The sequence below is a fragment of the Vulcanimicrobium alpinum genome (assembly GCF_027923555.1).
In the GTDB taxonomy this organism is placed as follows: domain Bacteria; phylum Vulcanimicrobiota; class Vulcanimicrobiia; order Vulcanimicrobiales; family Vulcanimicrobiaceae; genus Vulcanimicrobium; species Vulcanimicrobium alpinum.
On record NZ_AP025523.1, the window covers coordinates 332,992 to 350,496 of the forward strand.

General features: G+C 70.1%; 18 protein-coding genes, 1 tRNA gene and 1 pseudogene. 6 read left to right on the forward strand and 14 right to left on the reverse strand.

The annotated features are described in order from the left end of the window. Nucleotides 1-16: 16 nt before the first annotated feature. Nucleotides 17-175, forward strand: a pseudogene (locus tag WPS_RS18050) (winged helix-turn-helix domain-containing protein); the annotation flags it as partial. Between the two features lie 50 nt (nucleotides 176-225). Here WPS_RS18050 and WPS_RS01610 read toward each other — a convergent pair. Continuing rightward, nucleotides 226-456 (reverse strand): hypothetical protein, encoded by a 231-nt coding sequence (locus WPS_RS01610; RefSeq protein ID WP_317996117.1) that lies wholly within the window; start codon nucleotides 454-456, stop codon nucleotides 226-228. Nucleotides 457-746: 290 nt separating this feature from the next. Between WPS_RS01610 and WPS_RS01615 the strand changes: the two genes are divergently transcribed. Then, the gene (locus WPS_RS01615) at nucleotides 747-1,313 is read left to right on the forward strand and encodes a tetratricopeptide repeat protein (RefSeq protein ID WP_317996118.1); all 567 of its coding nucleotides are present in this window, start codon (nucleotides 747-749) and stop codon (nucleotides 1,311-1,313) included. Here WPS_RS01615 and WPS_RS01620 read toward each other — a convergent pair. Next, nucleotides 1,310-1,510, reverse strand: a complete 201-nt coding sequence (locus WPS_RS01620; protein WP_317996119.1) for a hypothetical protein — start codon at nucleotides 1,508-1,510, stop codon at nucleotides 1,310-1,312. The genes WPS_RS01615 and WPS_RS01620 overlap by 4 nt on opposite strands. 84 nt (nucleotides 1,511-1,594) lie before the next feature. Here WPS_RS01620 and WPS_RS01625 point away from each other — a divergent pair, with 84 nt between their 5' ends. Further along, complete coding sequence (locus WPS_RS01625) at nucleotides 1,595-2,146, forward strand: CGNR zinc finger domain-containing protein (RefSeq protein ID WP_317996120.1); 552 nt, start codon at nucleotides 1,595-1,597, stop codon at nucleotides 2,144-2,146. After that, nucleotides 2,143-3,294 carry an FAD-dependent monooxygenase gene (locus WPS_RS01630; protein ID WP_317996121.1) on the forward strand — a complete coding sequence of 384 codons (1,152 nt, stop codon included), beginning with the start codon at nucleotides 2,143-2,145 and terminating at the stop codon, nucleotides 3,292-3,294. Before WPS_RS01625 ends, WPS_RS01630 begins: the two co-directional genes overlap by 4 nt. A gap of 10 nt (nucleotides 3,295-3,304) precedes the next feature. Here WPS_RS01630 and uppS read toward each other — a convergent pair whose 3' ends face one another. The 3 genes from uppS to WPS_RS01645 are packed head-to-tail and all read right to left on the reverse strand — an operon-like array spanning nucleotide 3,305 to nucleotide 4,984. Then, nucleotides 3,305-4,024, reverse strand: coding sequence for a polyprenyl diphosphate synthase (gene uppS / locus WPS_RS01635; protein WP_317996122.1), 720 nt, complete (start codon nucleotides 4,022-4,024; stop codon nucleotides 3,305-3,307). Further along, complete coding sequence (locus tag WPS_RS01640) at nucleotides 4,021-4,374, reverse strand: transcriptional regulator (RefSeq protein WP_317996123.1); 354 nt, start codon at nucleotides 4,372-4,374, stop codon at nucleotides 4,021-4,023. Before WPS_RS01640 ends, uppS begins: the two co-directional genes overlap by 4 nt. 1 nt (nucleotide 4,375) lies before the next feature. Then, nucleotides 4,376-4,984, reverse strand: coding sequence for a hypothetical protein (locus WPS_RS01645; protein WP_317996124.1), 609 nt, complete (start codon nucleotides 4,982-4,984; stop codon nucleotides 4,376-4,378). Nucleotides 4,985-5,097: 113 nt separating this feature from the next. On the opposite strand from WPS_RS01645, the gene WPS_RS01650 reads away from it, so the two are divergent. Then, nucleotides 5,098-7,185, forward strand: coding sequence for a DEAD/DEAH box helicase family protein (locus WPS_RS01650; RefSeq protein ID WP_317996125.1), 2,088 nt, complete (start codon nucleotides 5,098-5,100; stop codon nucleotides 7,183-7,185). A gap of 6 nt (nucleotides 7,186-7,191) precedes the next feature. Here the strand turns inward: WPS_RS01650 and WPS_RS01655 are convergent, their stop codons facing one another. From WPS_RS01655 to WPS_RS01690, 8 genes are all read right to left on the reverse strand, one after another. Then, entirely contained in the window at nucleotides 7,192-9,168 is a 1,977-nt protein-coding gene (locus WPS_RS01655) for a protein kinase domain-containing protein (RefSeq protein WP_317996126.1), read from the reverse strand. Between the two features lies 1 nt (nucleotide 9,169). After that, nucleotides 9,170-9,955: a PP2C family serine/threonine-protein phosphatase gene (locus tag WPS_RS01660; RefSeq protein WP_317996127.1), complete on the reverse strand. Its 786-nt coding sequence runs from the start codon at nucleotides 9,953-9,955 to the stop codon at nucleotides 9,170-9,172. Further along, nucleotides 9,934-10,644, reverse strand: a complete 711-nt coding sequence (locus WPS_RS01665; RefSeq protein ID WP_317996128.1) for a vWA domain-containing protein — start codon at nucleotides 10,642-10,644, stop codon at nucleotides 9,934-9,936. Before WPS_RS01665 ends, WPS_RS01660 begins: the two co-directional genes overlap by 22 nt. A 96-nt stretch (nucleotides 10,645-10,740) precedes the next feature. Continuing rightward, a complete protein-coding gene (locus tag WPS_RS01670) occupies nucleotides 10,741-10,890 on the reverse strand; it encodes a lmo0937 family membrane protein (RefSeq protein ID WP_405054983.1) in 150 nt (49 codons plus the stop codon). A gap of 121 nt (nucleotides 10,891-11,011) precedes the next feature. Beyond that, the gene (locus tag WPS_RS01675) at nucleotides 11,012-11,350 is read right to left on the reverse strand and encodes an Hpt domain-containing protein (protein WP_317996130.1); all 339 of its coding nucleotides are present in this window, start codon (nucleotides 11,348-11,350) and stop codon (nucleotides 11,012-11,014) included. After that, complete coding sequence (locus WPS_RS01680; protein ID WP_317996131.1) at nucleotides 11,347-12,408, reverse strand: HD domain-containing phosphohydrolase; 1,062 nt, start codon at nucleotides 12,406-12,408, stop codon at nucleotides 11,347-11,349. Before WPS_RS01680 ends, WPS_RS01675 begins: the two co-directional genes overlap by 4 nt. Then, nucleotides 12,405-15,152 carry a response regulator gene (locus WPS_RS01685; protein WP_317996132.1) on the reverse strand — a complete coding sequence of 916 codons (2,748 nt, stop codon included), beginning with the start codon at nucleotides 15,150-15,152 and terminating at the stop codon, nucleotides 12,405-12,407. The genes WPS_RS01680 and WPS_RS01685 overlap by 4 nt, the downstream gene beginning before the upstream one ends. 175 nt (nucleotides 15,153-15,327) lie before the next feature. After that, nucleotides 15,328-16,377, reverse strand: a complete 1,050-nt coding sequence (locus tag WPS_RS01690; RefSeq protein ID WP_317996133.1) for a hypothetical protein — start codon at nucleotides 16,375-16,377, stop codon at nucleotides 15,328-15,330. A gap of 103 nt (nucleotides 16,378-16,480) precedes the next feature. Between WPS_RS01690 and WPS_RS01695 the strand changes: the two genes are divergently transcribed. Further along, a tRNA-Sec gene (locus tag WPS_RS01695) sits at nucleotides 16,481-16,574 on the forward strand. Between the two features lie 16 nt (nucleotides 16,575-16,590). On the opposite strand, the gene WPS_RS01700 is transcribed toward WPS_RS01695, so the two are convergent. Further along, complete coding sequence (locus tag WPS_RS01700) at nucleotides 16,591-17,496, reverse strand: SMI1/KNR4 family protein (RefSeq protein WP_317996134.1); 906 nt, start codon at nucleotides 17,494-17,496, stop codon at nucleotides 16,591-16,593. Nucleotides 17,497-17,505 lie beyond the last annotated feature (9 nt).

Consider the following 17,505-nt stretch of genomic DNA (forward strand, 5'->3'; position numbering starts at 1 on the left):
GCGTGACGGTACCAACGTGCCGCTGCCGCCCAAGGCCGCGCAAGCCCTCGCGCTGCTGCTCGCGGAGCCCGGCGCGCTGGTCGCCAAACAGATGCTGCGCGACGCGCTGTGGCCCGAAGGCTTCGTCGAAGACGGCAACCTCACGCAGACGATCTACGTCATTCGCCGCGCGCTCGATCCCGGCGGCGACGGTCGCGCCTTCATCGAGACGATCCCGCGGCGCGGTTATCGTTTCGTGCCGCCGGTGACGACGGAATCCGCGCCGGAGCGCGCGCGCGTCGCGCGGTTCGCGTTTGCGCTGCGGACGCTCGCCGGCGCGGCGGCGATCGCCTTCACATTCGGCGGCGTCTCGATCGGCGGCGACGCGGCGCGCGCGTACGCGCTCGGCCGATTCACCTGGAACAAACGTACCGAAACGGCGACGCGCGCGAGCATCGCGCATTTCCGCGCGGTCATCGCGCTCGCGCCGAACGATCCGCGCGGCTACGCCGGCCTCGCCGACGCGTACGGCGAGGCGGGCGATTGGGGATTTCCCGCGATCGCCCCTGCCGCTGCGGCTTACGGCGCGGCCGAACGCTACGCGCGCGCCGGCGCTGGCGCGCGATCCGCGCTCGGGCGAAGCGATCGCGACGCTCGGACGCGTCGCGCTGCTGCGCGACGGCGACGTCGACCGCGCGGAAGCGCAGCTTCGCACCGCGATCGCGTACGCGCCCGATCACGCGCCCGCGTACGAGATGCTCGGCATCGTGCGCCTCTATCGAGGCGACGCCGCGGGCGCGCAGGCGGCACTGCGCCGCGCGACCGAACTCGACCCGCTCAGCCCGATGAATCTGGTGTGCTACGGAAAATCGCTGTACTACGGGCGCCGGTACGGCGAAGCGCGCGCCGCGCTGCGGCAGCTCAACGACCTCGACGCCGCCAACCTCGGTGCCGGCGAAGTGCTCGCGCTGACCGATCTCGAGCTCGGACTCGCCGACGAAGCGCGCGCGGCGATGCGCTCCATGGCGTCGTCGCATCACGAAGGCGAAAAGCGCGAGTACATCGCGATGATGAGCGCGCTGGTCGACACTCGCACCGGTCGCGCGCCGCGCGTCCTCCCCGATTTGCGGCCGCGCGCGAACGCGCACGTAGATACGTCGACCGCATCGGCGCTGTGCCTGGCGCTCGGGCGGCGCGACGCGGCGATCGCGTGGCTGGAAATCGGGATGCGCGACCGCGCGCGCAGCGAGCGCGGGCTCATCGCGCTCGACCCGCGGTTGGCGAGCCTGCGCGGCGACCAGCGCTTTAAGGCGCTCGTCGCCGGCATCTCCTAGCCGGCGGGGGTTCCCGTCAAGAAGGCGACGGTCAACGCGAAGGATCGCCGCCACGCGGCGACAACCTCGGCCGCACCCACCTTGCAGCATGCGGTCCAGCGCCCGGTCCGCGATTCGCCCCGCAGGTGGGACATGGTTTGGGCGATGTCGACGTTGCGTTCGCGGGCGAGCAGGGTGAGAAGGTCGGGGTCGTTCATCGCGCGCCTAGCTTTCGCGTAGTGGTCAAAGCGTTGTTGATATGCTACATTGTAGACCCGGAGCATGAAGTACGTCAAGTGCATTTGACCGATTACCCCGACCCGTCGCTGCAGCTCGCGATCGACTTGGTCAACACCGACCACGCGTCGCGCGCGCGCGAAATGATGCCCGACCTCGCGGCGGCGCGCGCGTTCCTTGGGGCGCACGGGATCGACGACGCGTTCGGCGAGGCCGACCTGCCGCGGCTGCGCCAACTGCGCGCCGCGCTGCGCGGGGTGTTCGAAGCCGGTGAGACCCGGGCCGCGGCGGAGCGGGTGAACGCGATCCTGGCCAGTTACCGCGCGGCCCCGAAGATCACGTTCTGCGACGGCGACGGGGACGCGCCGGCGCGGCTCGAGCCGGACGTCTGCGGCGACGCCGTCGACTACGTCGGCGCGGCGGCGGGTCTCGCGCTCGCGCGAGTTCTGTGCGACGCCGGGGCGGAACGCCTGGGGGTCTGCTCGTCGGAGACGTGCCGCGACGCGTTCGTCGACGTCAGCAAGAACTGCCGCAAGCGGTTCTGCGGCAGCGACTGCGCGCGGATCACCAGCGTCCGCAATTTTCGCAAACGCGCCCGCACGAAGGCGTCCGCGTGAAGGTCGCCGTCGTCGGCGCGGGGCCGGCCGGCGCCGCGGCCGCGGTGACGTTCGCGCGCGCCGGCGCCGAGGTGACGCTGTTCGAGCGCGCGCGCTGGCCGCGGCCGAAGACCTGCGGCGACGGGGTGACTCCCGACGGGATCGGCGCGCTCGCCGCCCTCGGCGTCGCGATCCCCGATGATGCTCCCCGCTGTCCCGACGCGACGGTCGTTTCGCCGGGCGGCGCGCGCGCCGTCGGCCGCTGGAACGGCGCCGCGACCGTGATTCCGCGGATCGCGCTCGATGCGGCGATCGTCGACGCGGCGCTCGCCGCCGGCGCGGTGCTGCACGACGGCTGCACGGTCGCCGCACTCGATCCCGACGGCACCGTCGCGACCGCGAAGAGCAGCGCGCGCTTCGATGCGGTCGTGCTTGCCGAGGGCGCGACCGGAGGCCTCGCGACGGCGCTGGGGTTCGGAGCGCTCGAAGAGCGTCAGGTCGCAGTGCGCGGGTACGCCGGCGCGGTGACGGACCTGCAGCCGACGTACAACGTCGTCTACGATCGCGCGCTCGCGCCCGGTTACGGCTGGGTCTTCCCCACCGCGAAGCGCCGCGCGAACGTCGGGATCTGCGTTCCGGAACGGGCCGCGCGTGTCGCCGGAGGTCCGCGCGCGCTGCTCGACGCGTGGCTGGCGTCGGATCCGACCGTGCGCGCTCTGCTCGGAGAGCGCCCGCAGCTCGACGACGTCCGCGGCGGCGTGATCCCGACCGGGCGCGCGCGCCGCGGCGCCGGACGCATCCTTGCGGCGGGAGACGCAGCGGGCGTCGCCGATCCGCTCTCGGCCGAGGGGATCTCCCAAGCGATCGCGACCGGCGTCGCGGCGGCGCGCGCGCTGATCGACGCCGGCGGCGACGCCTTGCGCGCGCAGGCCGGCTACGCGCCGTCGCTGCGCGATCACGATCGCAACGCGCGTGAAGCTCGCCGCCTGCGCGCGCTCTTCCGCTGGACGCTCGATCCGATGATCGCGCTCGCCGCGACGCGGCCCGCGCTCGCCGATCATCTCGTCTCCGCCGGCTTCACGTTGAAAACCGACGGCCATTGGTTTCACGGCGTGCGCGGCGCGCTGCTTCGCCCGGCGCGCCGCGAGCGCGCGCTGCGGTCGCCTTAGCGCGTCGCGCTCAGCGGCCGAACCGCCGCTCGCGGTTCGCGTACGCGTCGATCGCGCGGTGCAGGGACGTCGCGTCGAATTCCGGCCACGGATCGGGCGTCGCCCACAGCTCCGCGTACGCCGACTGATACAGCAGAAAGTTCGAGAGCCGCAGTTCGCCGCCGGTGCGCACGACCAGATCGGGATCGGGCAGGCCCGCCGTCCACAGCCGCGCGGCGATCGCATCTTCGTCGATCTGCTCGGGAGCGATGCGTCCGGCGGCGACGTCGCGCGCGAGGCTGCGGCACGCATCGCGCAGTTCGGTGCGCGCGCCGTAGTCGACGGCGATCGTGAGCAGCAGCGCCGACCCGTGCGCCGTCACGTCTTCGAGGGTGCGGAACGCCTCGACGACCGCGCGCGGAAGCCGATCGCGCCGTCCGATCACGCGCACCTGCACGCCGCGCGCGGCGAGCGCCCCCGCCTTCTCGCGCGCGAAGCGTTCGGCCAAACCGAAGAGCCCCGCAACTTCGCCGCCTTCGCGGCTCCAATTCTCTTCGCTGAACGCGTAGACGGTGAGCATCGCGATTCCGGCGCGCAGCGCGCCGTCGACCGCGCGTTCGAGCGCGCCGATGCCGCGGCGGTGGCCTTCGAGCGCGGGCAGGTTGCGCGCGCGCGCCCAGCGCCGGTTGCCGTCCATGATGATCGCGACGTGTCGCGGTGCGCCGGTGAGCGCGGGTGCGCGTTCGATCATGTCTGCGGTGCCAGCCGTGCCGACGCCGATTCCGCTTCGCGCTGCACGCCCCGCACGACCGCTTCGAGTTCGTCGACGTAGGCGAGGAAACGCGTGCGCCCTTCTTCGGTGATGCGCACGAACGTTGCCGGGCGTCCGCGGCCGCGCACGCGTTCGCTCTCGACGATCCCGACCTCGGCAAGCGCGTGCAGATGACGGTTCAAGTTGCCGTCGGTCAACCCGCACGCATCCTGCAGTTCGGTAAAGCGCATCCCGTCGGGGTTCGCGATCAGACACGCGCAGACGGCGAGGCGTCCGCGCTCGTGAAAGATGCGTTCGAGGCCGGCGAACGCGAACGGCGCGTCGTGCATCTCAGCAGCCCGCACGCGCGTCGCGATCGCGTTCGATCAGCGCGCCGATCGCGAGCTGTCCGCAGCCGAACGTCAGCGGCATCACCCACCACGCGAGCGCGTTCGTGCCGGCGGCGAAAAGCAGGGTCGCACCGGTCGCCGCGAACGCGAGCGCGACGGCGGTGGTCCCGCGCGGCAGCATCGAACGCGAGGAGAGCAGGCCCAGCGCATAACACAGCGCCCACGTCCCCGGCAGCATCCCGAGCTCGTTGTGCGCGAGCAGCGCCGCGGTGAACGCGCCGCCGGCGACGACGGCGGGCGCGATCGCGATCGCGGCGGTGCGAAGTTCGGTGCGCGTGCGCGAGGACCAGTTGTTCGCCAGCCAGACCGCGAGCGCGCCGTAGTTGACCGCCAGCGCGAAGGTGAGGCACGCGATCCAGATCGCGACGTAGCGCGCGCCCTCGGCCGCCGAGGCCGGGTGCGGGACGAAAGCGAGTTGGACGAGCCCGGTCGCGACCGCCGCGACGCCGCTGGCGATCGCGGCCGGACCCGAGAGGCCGCGGAACCGCTGGACGGCCGCGAGGCGGGTGCGGACTTCGTCGAGGTCGGCGATGGCGCGGGTGACGTCCACAGGGGCTCCCATGCGTGGCGAGTGGTCTTGAAAGATACTCTGTGGCGCAAAGAAAACCCTTCGCCGGCCCCGGGCGGAGGTCGCTCGCAGGGGCGCGAACGGACGAGCCCCTTGTGGCGGGTCCTCGGCTTCACGGATGGAGACTCCCGCTGCGCGCGTGGCAGCGCGCAGCGTTTGCGGGCTGGGATGCCGGGCGACCGAGCGATGCGCTGATCGTCGCGACCCCTGGCGCCGGCAAGACGCGGTTCGCGACGCGGGTCGCCCACGCGCTGCTGCGCGACGGCGCCGCCGGCCGCGTGATGGTCGTGGTGCCGCGCGAGCATCTCAAGGCCCAGGTGGCGCGGGCGATGGTCGGCGCCGGGGTCGTCCTCGACCACAAATTCCAGAACGCGCAGCAGCGCCTCGCACGCGACGTTCACGGCGCGGTGGTGACCTACCAGCAAGTCTGCGCGGCGCCGCGACTGTACCGCGACTTGTGCCGCGAGACTGCGCGTGAACACGACGGCGCCGGCGCGGCGATTCTGCTCGACGAGGTGCACCACGCCGGCGACGACGCGACGTGGGGGAAGGCGCTGCGCGACGCGTTCGACCCGGCGACGCACCGTGTCGCGCTCTCCGGGACGCCGTTCCGCTCCGACGGCACCGCGATCCCGTTCGTCCGCTACGATCGTGGGCTCTCGGTCGCCGACTTCGCGTACGATTACGCCGCCGCGCTGCGCGACGGCGTCTGCCGCGCGCTCGTCTTCGCCTTGCACGGCGGAGAGGCCGAGTGGATCGCGCGCGACGGGACCGCGATGTCGGCGACGTTCGAGACCGCGCTGCGCGAGCGTCTGCACCACTCCGAACGCCTGCGCACGATGCTCACGCAGGACGAATGGATCGGCGACGTCCTCACCAGCGCGCACATGCGCCTGCTCTCGGTGCGCGCCGAAGGGCACCGCGACGCGGCCGGACTCGTCGCGGCGATGAGCCAGGATCACGCGCGCGCGATCGCCGCGCTGATGGAGCGGCGCTTGGGCGTGCGCCCCACGATCGTCGTCTCGGATCTCGCCGATGCGTCGGAGCGGATCGCGGCGTTCGCGCGCTCTGCCGATCCGTGGATCGTCGCGGTGCACATGGTCTCCGAAGGCGTCGACATCCCGCGCCTGCGCGTCGGCGTCTACGCATCCAACGTCGTGACCGAACTGTACTTCCGCCAGTTCTGCGGACGGTTCGTGCGCACGGTCGACGGCGTGAACGATCCCGAGGCGTACGTCTTCGTCCCCGACGATCCGCGACTGCGCGAGCTGGCGCGCGGGGATCACGATCGACGTGCGCCACGGGCTGCGCGGACGCGACGCGCGCGACGACGAAACGCTCGCGCTCGACGCGGCGCGCCGCGAAGACGGTGCGAGCGACGCCGGACTGTACGAAGCGATCGCCGCGCGGGCGACCGACGAGCGCGTCGTCGATTTCGGCCCGCTGTTCAACCCCGCCGCGTTCGCGGCGGAGACGTTCGACGGCGCTGCGCCGCAGACCGAACGTCGCGACGACGCGCCCTCCGCGCTCACCAGCGCCGAGCGCAAGGAGTCGATGCGCCGGTCACTGCACGGGCTCGTCACGCGGGTGAGCCAGCGCTTCAACGTCGAGCACCGCAAGGTGCACGCGACGCTCAACCAGCGCGTCGGCGGCAGCGTCGCGACCGCGACCGAACGCGAACTCGATCTGCGCCGGCGCGTCGCCGAGAAGTGGCTCGCGCGCGACCGCTACGACGGCTTGCGCTGAAGCGAACGACCAGGGGGTCGCCGACATTCCTCCCGGGTGCGGGGCGACCGACGTCGAAGCGGCCGGACGTGAACGGCGACGATACGAAGCACAGCGACCCTCTCGACAACCCGGACCTGGTCTCCCACCTCTCCGAGTCGCTGCGCGGCCTGCTGCGCAAGACCGACGACGGCGACGAGGCGGCGCGCAGCGCGGCGCTGCCCGCGGCGGCCGCGATCGTCGATGCATTCGCCGCCGTCGGCCTGCTCGAGTTCGCGTACCTTTCGCCGACGGAGGACGATGACGAAGACGGCCCGATCGCGTGGCTCGAAGCGAGCGAAGCGATCTACGACAAGGAGCGCGACGCGGTCGTGATCGCGGGAAGCGAAGTGCTCGAAGTCTACGACGGGCCGATCACGCTCGAGGATCCGCCGGAGCACGAGACCGACGAGAGCTGAGGCGGCTCAGAGCACCGGGGTCTTGTAGAACAGCGGCGAGACGTGCGCGTCGGGGTCGGCGCGCGCCGCTTCGTCGGCGAGCGCACGGGCGCGCGCCTCGAGCGCGTCGCGCTGCGCGACGATGCGCTTCGCGATCGCCTGCAGTTCCGCCGCTCCGGCGCGGAGCGCATCATATCCGTCGATCCGCTCGCGCGCGTGACGACGCACGAGGTCGTCGATCGTTTTGGGATCGCCGCAGGTGCGGCGCTGCGCGAGGAATTGGCGCTCGAGACGCTGGCGCCACGCGACGAGCGCATCGCGCATCGCGTTGATGCGGCCCCATAAGCGCGGCGCGGGCAGGGTCTCCCACGTCACGTCGGCGGCGGTGACGATCCCGCGCACGTCGAGCAGCAGCCGCATCTCCGCATCGAGCGCGGGATCTTGCAGTCCGGCGATCCGATGGCGGCGCAAAAACGCGTCGAGTGCCGCCAATTCGGTCGCCGCGCGGAGCTGGGCGCGTTCGGCTTCGAACCGCGCGCGCTGCGCGAGCAGACGGCCGTGGAGGCGCGCGAGCGCAGCGCGCCGTTCGGTGAACTCCGCGTTGAGCGCGGCGCGCCGCCACGCATCACGTGCCGCCGCCGCCGCCTGACGCGCGGCGGAACTGCGGCGTTCTCGCACGGTGACGAGGCGCCGCGCATCGGGCCGAAACGCAAGCCCGGCCCACAGATAGAGCGCGGCGACCCCCGGGGCGAGCGCGAACCACGCATGCAGGAAGACGAACATCGCCGCGATCGACAGCACGGCCGCAGCCGCGCCGCCGGCGTACGCCCATCGACGCGTCCGCGACCACAGGTGCAGCGGCACCGCCGGATAGCGCGCGGCGGCGAATGCGGGATCGCGCAGCGGCGGCGGGACGACCGCGGCGATCGTCGTCCATGCGCGCTCGACGTCGGCGTTGGAGATCGTCTTCCAGAAGCTCTCGTCGGCGCGGCGAAGCCGGCGCCGCACGACCGGCGGCGTGAAGTAGTGCAGGCCCCGCCGCTCCAGCGTGCACCACGGACAGCGCGTCGCGTCGACGTGGCGATGGAGCGGGTTGGCGTCGCAGCGCACCGTCGCGCGTTCGAGCGCGGCGAGCGCCGCACGCCACGCCGCCGCGCTGGGACGATCGCAGGGCGCGCCCAGAAACGCGCGCGCGAAATGCGCTTCGATCTCCGGCGTGACCGCGCTCAGGGCGAGGCTGCCGGGCGGCGGGCGCAGACCGCGCCGCCGCGCATCGCCGCCGTAGAAGAACCGGCGCGCCGCGACGTTGGCGCCGATCGCGCCGTTCTCTCCCGTTCCCGGCGGCAGCACGCCCGCGAACGGATGCTTCCCGACGAAGAGCAGTTGGAAGATCATCACCGCCAAGCCGAACAGGTCGTGCTCGGCGGTGCGCTCGACGCGCGAGAGATCGCAGCCCTGCAGTTCCGGCGGCTGATACTCGGGGACGCCGACGTTGCAGCGGAATACCGTCTCGCCGGCGCGGATTTGAAAACTGTCGCAATCGATCAGCTGCGCCGTCGAGTCGCGATGGACGACGACGTTGTTCGAGTTCACGTCACCGATCACGATCCCGCGGTCGTGCATCACCTCGAACGCGCGCGCGAGGTTCGTCGCCGTGTGGATCAGGAACGTCCAGTGCGTGTTCGGGAAGAGGATGCGGCGACGTGCCGGCCCGAGCAGATCGTGCAGCGGATGCCGCGCGGCGATCTTGCGCATCGTGAAGCCGACGGGGCGCGCGCCGTCGAAGAGCAGCGCGCTCGGCCAGGCGGCGACGGTGCGCAGCGCCGGATCGCCGGCGCGCACCATCGCGTCCAGTTTGGCGACTTGTTCGGGCGGGACCGGGCGCGCGTAGACCTTGGCGACGAGGTCGGGCTGCTCGCGCGTGACGTAGACCGCGCCCTCACCGCCCTCGCCGAGTTTCTTGCCGATCGTCAGCGTCGCGCCGGAACCGTCTCGATACCCCATCTCATGTCCCGATCCGGCATCCGATCGCGAGGCACTTGTCGTCGTCGGTGCGAGCGTTGATCGCGTCCGAGCCGAGATAGGCGATCAGCGCGTCGCGCAGCGCCCCGTCGTCGGCCGAGGCGTCGCGGACCGTCTCGACGAGCGGTTCGAAAAAGCGCGGGAAGGCGCTGCGGCTCGCGAACTCGAGCGCCAGCGACTGCAGGCCGTCGGTCAGCGCAACGACGTCGCGCGCCGGCGCGAAGCGCCGCAGGCTCACGTGCTCGCCGGCATCGTCGTCGGTGACGAAGTAGGTGTGATTGGCGTACTCGCCGTTCTCCGGCCAGACCGCGATCTCGAACGGCGCGCCGGGTCGCTCGCGCAGCGCGATCGCGCCGTCGCCGATCTGCGCGCAGATCGTGCCGTCGGCGCCGGCGATCGCGAGCAGCGCCGTCGCCGCATACTCGCGCGGTTCGCAGCCCGCCTCGCGCGCCAGCGCGCGCACGTGTTCGCGCGCGAGCGCGAACCACGCCGCGACGTCGTCGTCGCCGATCGCATCGAGCCCGTGCGTGCCGTGCACCGCGTCGACGGCCTGCGCGAGCAGGACGTCGCACACCGCCTGCGCGCCCGCGTCGGAATGCGCGGCGCTTCCGGCGCCGTCGGAGACGACGCAGACCAGTACGTCACCGCCCGGAACGGCGACGACGCGGCACGCGGAGCGATCCTGACACGGCGTCTCCGCGTCGAGGTGCGACGTGCCGGCGGCGAAGCCGTCGACGAATCGCCAGCTCACGTCTGGGTCGTCGTCCACCCCAGCGGTTCGAGCTTCACCTTGTCGCCGACCGACGAGCGCGAGACGGTGCGCATCGACTTCGAGAGCCACACGAACAGGTCGCGGAATCGCATGCCGTCGAGTTTCACCGGCGGCCGCTTCGGCGGCGCGATCTGCGCGAGCTTCGTCATGTTGGCGTTGTTGACGCCGACGGCATAGAACGAGAAGGCACCCCGCTCTTCGCCGGCGCGTACCTCTTGCGCCGCGGCGAGATAATCGTCGGTCGGCTCGCCGTCGGTGATGAGGAAGATCCACGGCCGGTAGTACGCGATGCCGTTGGTGCGGTACGACTCTTTGCGCGCGGCGAGCCGTCCGAGCGCGTCGCGGATCGCGGCGCCCATCGGCGTCAGCCCGCCGGCGGCGAGCGCCGGGGGTTCGAACGAACCGGCGTCGGCGAAATCGGCGAGCAGCTGCGCGCCGTCGCCGAAGGTGACGACCGCGATCTCGACCCGTTTCGAAGCCAGCGGATCGGCGGCGAGCTCATCCTTGAACGAGCGCAGTCCGAGCGTGAGCTGGGCGATCGGCTCGCCCTGCATCGAGCCCGACGTGTCGAGCAGCAGGATGCACGCGCAGCGCGGCTCCGGATTTTCGGCGAACTCGACGCTGGAAAACCCGGTCGTCGTGACCGGCGCGTCGTCAACGTACGGGGTCTGGGTGGTCTGTTGCATGCGAAACCTCGGTCAGGGTACCCACACCATCGCGCCGCGAGTCGAGGTTGTGCGGTGATCGGGCGCACCGGACGAGGTCCCGGTGCGCCCCCGCGGTCAGACTCGGGCGCCGCGCCCGGTGACGATGTTGAACACGAGCAGAACGAGTGCCACGACCAACAGCAAGTGGATCAAGCTGCCTCCGATGTGGATCGCGAACCCGAGCAACCAGAGAACGAAGAGCACCACGATGATCGTCCAGAGCAAACCAGCCATACCTGCGTCTCCCACCTTTCGCGCATCGCCTTCCGTTTGCCGGAAAGCCCGCGGACGCTACGTGCCCGGAAGGTGCTCCGGGAAAACGTCGGGCGGGGGAGAGAGCGGGCGCTTAGAGTTCGGCGGCGGCGGTTTGCAGCGTGGCGAACGCGGCCGCGACGTCGTCGCTGAGCGCGAGCGCCGCCGACCACTCACCCCCGGCGACGGCACGCTCCACACGCAGCGCGGCCTCGGAGAGCCGCTCGGCGCCGACGTTGGCGCACATCCCTTTGAGCTGGTGGGCGCGCGATGCGGCGGACTCGGTGTTGCGCGCGTCGAGGGCGGCGGCGAGCGCGTCGATCGCCGAGGCGGCGTCTTCGACGACGATGCGCACGAGCTCGCCGTTCATCTCGGGATCGCCGCCGGTGATGTCGTCCAGACGCGCGTAGTTGAGATCCGGCAGGTGCATCATCTGCGCGCCAGTGCGACTTCGACCGGATCGTCGGCGAACTGCTCTTTGATCGTGAGGATGCGCGGCCGTATTTCGAAGAACAGCGCGACCAGCTTCGGATCGAACGAGAGGCCCGCGAGGCGCTGGATCTCCGCGAACGCGCGCTCGACCGTCCACGCGTACTTGTAGGGGCGGTCCGACGTGAGCGCGTCGAACACGTCGCTGACCGCGCACACGCGCGCGCTCAGCGGGATCGACTCGCCTCGAATCCCGTTCGGATAGCCCGACCCGTCCCATTTTTCGTGGTGGCCGAGCGCGATGTCGGCCGCCATCTGCAGCACCTTCGAGTTGCTGCCTTTGAGGATGTCGTAGCCGGCCTCCGCGTGGTGACGCATGATGTCCATCTCGGCCGCGGTGAGGCGGCCGGGCTTGAGCAAGATGCTGTCGGGGATCGCGACCTTGCCGATGTCGTGCATCGGCGTCGCCAGCAGCAGTTGGCGCTGCTCCTCGGCGTTCATCCCTAGCGCCTGCCCCATCGCGGCGGCGTAGTGGCCGAGGCGGACGATGTGCTGGCCCGTCGTCTCGTCGCGGAACTCCGCGGCGCGCATGAGCCGGTGGATGGTCTCCTCCTCGCGCGCGGTGATGTCGGCAACCGCGCGTGCGATGTCTTCCTTGAGCGAGTGCGCGTGCGCCTGGAGTTTCCGGCGGCTCTCGCGCAGCGCGAGCAGGTTGCGCGCGCGCGCCTGCAGTTCCACCGGATCGGTCGGCTTCTTCAAGAAGTCGGTCGCGCCGAGTTCGAGCGCGCGATTTTTCACGCTGCGGTCGAAATCGCCGGTGATCATGATGATCGGCGTTTCGCTCTCGGGACGCATGATCCGATACTGCTGGATGAACTCGATCCCGTTCGGCGTCGGCATGCGGTAGTCGATCACGAGCAGATCGGGCTCGGTGACTTCGCACCACGCCAGCGCGTCGGCGGATGAGGTGAAGGAGCGCGTCTGGATCCCCGCGATGCGCGCCAGCACGTGTTCGTAGATCAGCAGGTTGGCGCGGACGTCGTCGACGAGGGCAGCGATCACGATGCGGTTGCCTCAACCGGATCGACATGCGGCAGCCACTGCTCGAGCAGGTCCTTGAGTGCTTCCGACTGCAGGGGTTTGGCGAGATACGCGTCCATCCCGGCATCGAAACAGGCGCGGCGATCGCGTTCGAGCGCGTTCGCGGTGAGCGCGACGATCGTGATATGCCGTCCCGTCTCGACTTCGTGTTCGCGGATGCGGCGCGTCGCGGTGTAGCCGTCCATCACCGGCATCTGGCAGTCCATCAGCACCAGGTCGTAGCTGTTCGATTTGACGGCCTCGACCGCTTCGCTCCCGTCGTTGACGACGTCGACGGCGTAACCAAGCCGCTGGACCTGCAGCGTCGCGACGCGCTGGTTCGTCGGCGTGTCTTCGGCGAGCAGGATGCGCGCGCGTCCCGACGGCCGGGGCAACGCGGCCGGCGTCGGCGGCGGAAGGGCGCCGGCGGGGAGCGCGGCGATGCGGCGTTCGCTCATCACCGACGAGATGAGGTCGTGGAGGTCGGAGGGTGCGATCGGCTTGACGAGATACGCGGCGCAGCCGGCGGCGGATGCCTGTTCGCGACGCGTCGCGGCGTCGTACGCCGTCATCATGATCGTTGCGGGCTCGCCGCTGCGCGGCTCGTCGCGGATCATCTGCACCAGTCCCAGCCCGTCGATCCGCGGCAGGACGCAGTCGATCAGCACGATGTCGAACGGCCGCGCTTCGCCGGTCGCGTCGATGAGCGCGGTAAGCGCCGCCGGCGCGCTCGAGACGTGACGCACGGAGAAGCCCCACGACGACGCATACCGCTGCAGCACGTCGCGGATCTCCGGATCGTCGTCGACGATGAGCAGACGGCCGCGCTGTTTGGGCGCAAGAGGGATGCCCTCTCCGGCGAGCGCGTTGCGGAAGCGCGCGGTAAAGGTGAACGTCGAGCCTTTCCCTTCGGTGCTTTGGAGGCTGATGCGTCCGCCCATGAGCTCGACGAGGCGGCGCGAGATCGATAGGCCGAGCCCGGTGCCGCCGAATCGTCGCGTGGTCGAGCCGTCGGCCTGCACGAACGGCTGGAAAAGCCGTCCCTGCGCCTCTTCGGAAATTCCGAGACCGGTGTCGGCGACGGAGAAGCGCAGGACGAGCGCGTCGTCGCTGGCGCTCTCGACCGAGGCGCGGATCGTGATCGATCCGCGCTCGGTGAACTTCACCGCGTTGGCGACGAGGTTCAGGAGAATCTGGCGCAGGCGGGCGGGATCGCCGCTGATCCGTGCGGGGATGCGCGGCGAAATCTTCAGCGAGATCGCCAGACCCTTCTGCTTCGCCGACATGTTCAGCAGCGCGACGACCGACTCGATCACGTGCGCGACCTCGAAGTCGACCGCTTCCAGATCGACTCGGCCCGCTTCGAGCTTCGAGAAGTCGAGGATGTCGTTGATGATGACCATCAGCGAGTCGGCCGACTCCTTGACGGTCGTCGCGAACTCGCGCTGATCCTCGGTGAGATCGGTGTGCAGCAGGAGATCGATCATCCCCGCGACGCCGTTCATCGGGGTGCGGATCTCGTGGCTCATCGTCGCGACGAACTCGGTCTTGAGGCGCGAGGCCTGCAGCGCTTCGTCGAGGAGCCGCGAGAGTTCGAGCTGCGTGCGGCGGCGTTCCGTGATGTCGCGAACCGTCGAGATGATGACGTGCTGACCGTCGATCGTCGCGCTCTGCGACGCGACTTCGACCGGGAACGTGGTGCCGTCGCTGCGCCGGTGCATGCTCTCGAAGAGCAGGGCTGCGCGATCGTTGTCGGGCGGCGGCGTGGTGAAGTACATCGCCGGCGAGTCGGGTGCGCACAGGTCTTGGATGATCAGCGAGCGCATCGCTTCGCGCGTGTAGCCGTAGGCTTGCGCGGCGGCCTCGTTCGCTTCGATGATGCGCAGGGTCGCGCGATCGGTGAAGAAGATGAGGTCGGTGGTAACGTCGGAGAGCATGCGGTAGCGCGCCAGCGCCGTTTGTCGCTGCGCGAACTCGAACGTCATCCCGACGAACTCGTTCTCGACCGCCGTGACCTCGTCGTTGCCGCCGACGCGCTCGACGAGCGTCTCGCCGCCGCGCACGCGCCGGATCTGATCGGCGAGCAGGGCGAGGCGGTTGATGACGCCGGTGGTGAAGACTCGGTTGAGCAGGACCGTGACGGCGCCGACCACTGCCGAGCCGAGAATGAGCAGGAGCGCCCAGCGGAACCACATTCTGTAGGCCGCGTCGCTGCGCGCCGCATTGTCCGCCACTTCGCGCCCTTCGAAATTTGCGATTGCCTTCCGCAGGGAGCTCAGGCGCGCGGCCGAGGCGGGCGCCGCGAGCAGTGCCGCGGCGCGCCACTGCTGCCCGGCGCTCATCGCCGCGATCTCGTCGCCGCTCGCGGCGAGCTGAGCGAGCGCCGACGCGCGGATGCCGCCGAGCGCGGCGCGCTGGGCCGGCTCGTCGGCGACGGAGTTCTTCAGGTCGGCGAGGAGGGCCGGGACGCTCGACGCGGCGTTGCGGTAGGGTGCGGTGAGGCTGGTCTCCCCGGTCGCGACGTAGCCGCGGGCGCCCGTTTCGGCTGCTTCCACGGCCCCGAGGACCCGTTGGCTCTGCATGACCACGGCGGCCGAGGCCCGTTCCTGAGCGGCCGCGCGCGTCGATTGAGCCTCGATCCAAGCGAAGCTGAGCAGCAGAACGAACACCCACGCAAGCGGGACGACGGTCAAAACCGTCATCCGCTGGCGAAGCCGCAGCTTCACCCGATCTCCTCTCTACGTATCCTCGAGCACTCCGTCGCGGCGAGGCGAGTCCTCAACCGACCCTACCACGACGCCCCCTTGCCGAGGCGTTGACAGACGGTTAAGAAAGGGCCATTTTACCCAATTACTACATCGGCCGTTGGGACCGAAGTCCTGACCGAGCCGTGGGTCGGGGTCAGAAGACGAGATTCCGATCGGTCTTGAGATAGTCGGTCATCCAGGCGAACGAGTACGACCCGGGGTACCGGGCGGCACCGGCGTGATACGCGCGCGCAGCGTCCTCGAGACGGTTCGCGTGGACGAGCGTCATGACGTGCGTCGCCGCGACCTCGTGATGATGCTGTTCGCTAATGACCGATCGGCTCCACGCGAAGGCCTCGTCGATCCACGCGGCATCGATCTTCTTCGAATCCAGCGGAAAGGTGAGCGATGCGTTCGGCGGCTGCTCCTCGCAGCGGAACGCGACAGCCGCGCCCACTTCGCACACGGGCGTGAAGTAGTCGCGGAGCCGGTACATGCTCAGCGTGATCCAGCCCTCGTAGAAGTGCAGGTAGTCCTGATGAAAGACGTGCCCGATACCGGGCAGCACGTGTCCGAAGAATTGACCGAGCACGTTGGCGACGAGATATTCGTGCTTCATGACGTCGACCATGAGAAACTCGATCGGCTCACCGTCGTAGCGGTACCAGACGAGATCCGCCTGGTGCACCTCGACGCGATCCGCGACGTCCGCGATCGTCGCGCGATAGAGGTCTTCGTACGATTCGCCTTCGGTGCAGCGGCCTTCGAACGGCGTACCCTTCACGCTCGCCGTCATGACAGCATCCCATTGGAACAGATCGAACGCGCGGATCCGTCGGTTCCGCACGGCGCGCCGCGGGTTCGCCGCAAGACCGAGTGCCGACGGAATGGTGAGCGAGCCGAGGAACGTTCCGAGTTCGATCCATGCGCCCGCGCCGAGATACAGATGCGAGGCGAACCACTCGCAGTACGCCTGCTCCTCCGGCGCCGTCATCCCGACGTTCCACGTCCTCGATGACGGCGGCGACGCATTTTCATCGATCCCCGCGAGCTGTTCCTCGACACCGGTCACGCCCCGCCGCGTCAGCTCCGGATAACGTACGAGCATCTCGTACAGCGCGTGTTCGTGCTCCGCGCGAAACGTCTCATCGTTGCGAAACCGGCGATACGCGCCGAGCAACGTTGCGGGTGATTCTGTGGACACGAGCGCTCCTGGGGATACGGCGAGGGTGCGCAATGGTAGCAAATCGGGTCGGGCGGCTCAAGGTGGCCGGTCGCCGGCGAAAAAGCCATAGATTTCAACGCGTGGGAGCGTACGGGTCTGGTGGCCCGCCCGGTCTTCAAAACCGGTGAGGCCGTCGCAAGGCGGCTGGTCGGTTCGATTCCGACACGTTCCCGCCATCTGTGCCGGCTGCGGTTACTGCGCTAGGAACCAGCGGATGATGCCGGCGACCTTCAGGTATCCCGGCCCCTGACCCGCACCGCCGCCGCGAAGGAAGTTCGCGGCCAGCTCGAACGTCGCCGAAGCGGAGCGCGCACCACCCTGCACCGGTGCGCGCTTGCGCGCCTCGGCGTCTGCCTCGTCGGCCATCGCGCGCAATTGTGCGATCGTGCTTTGCGCGTCGGAACCGCTTCGCTGCAGTGCGCGAACGCGTTCTGCGGCGTCGTTCAACACGGCAGCGGCCTGCCGATAGAGCGCGATCTGGGCGTAGGTGCGCGCCGTTTTTTCGAGCTCGTCGAGGAGACCGTCGAGTTTGCGCTCGGCGTGCGCGACGTCGTCGGGCGTGCGAAGTGTGCGTCCCGCCTGCGCTTCGACGCGACGGAACGTGTCGCGCTCGTGCACCATGAGCGCGGCGAAGGAGGGAAACGCCTTCGGATCGTCGGTGCCGAAGATCCACGCTTCGTACTCGCCGTCGCCGTCGACGACACGCGGGTTCAGCAGATAGATATCCGGCTGCGTACTCTCGCTCAACGCGACGGCGTCGTCGAGAAACGCGAAGTCCGGCGACCACCGCCACCCATCGATCACGTCGCAGTGATGCGTCGCGAGCCGCTCGATTTCGTCGACCGGCACGATGCGATCGACGAATGTCCCGGTTTGCCGCCAGCCGTTGCTCGTTGCGAGGAAGGCGCGGTACGAGGGCGGGAGCGCAAGTCCGAGCCGGGATTCCGCCCTCGCGATCTGCTCGGGCGTTGCCGGTGCGAATCCCATCCATCCCGACTGCGCGACGCCGGCGGGCAGATCGTAGTACCGCGAATCAGGGCTCGCGAGCAGTTCGCGGCTCCACTCCTCGAGAAACGCGCGCCATTCGGGCCCGGTCACGGCAAGCAG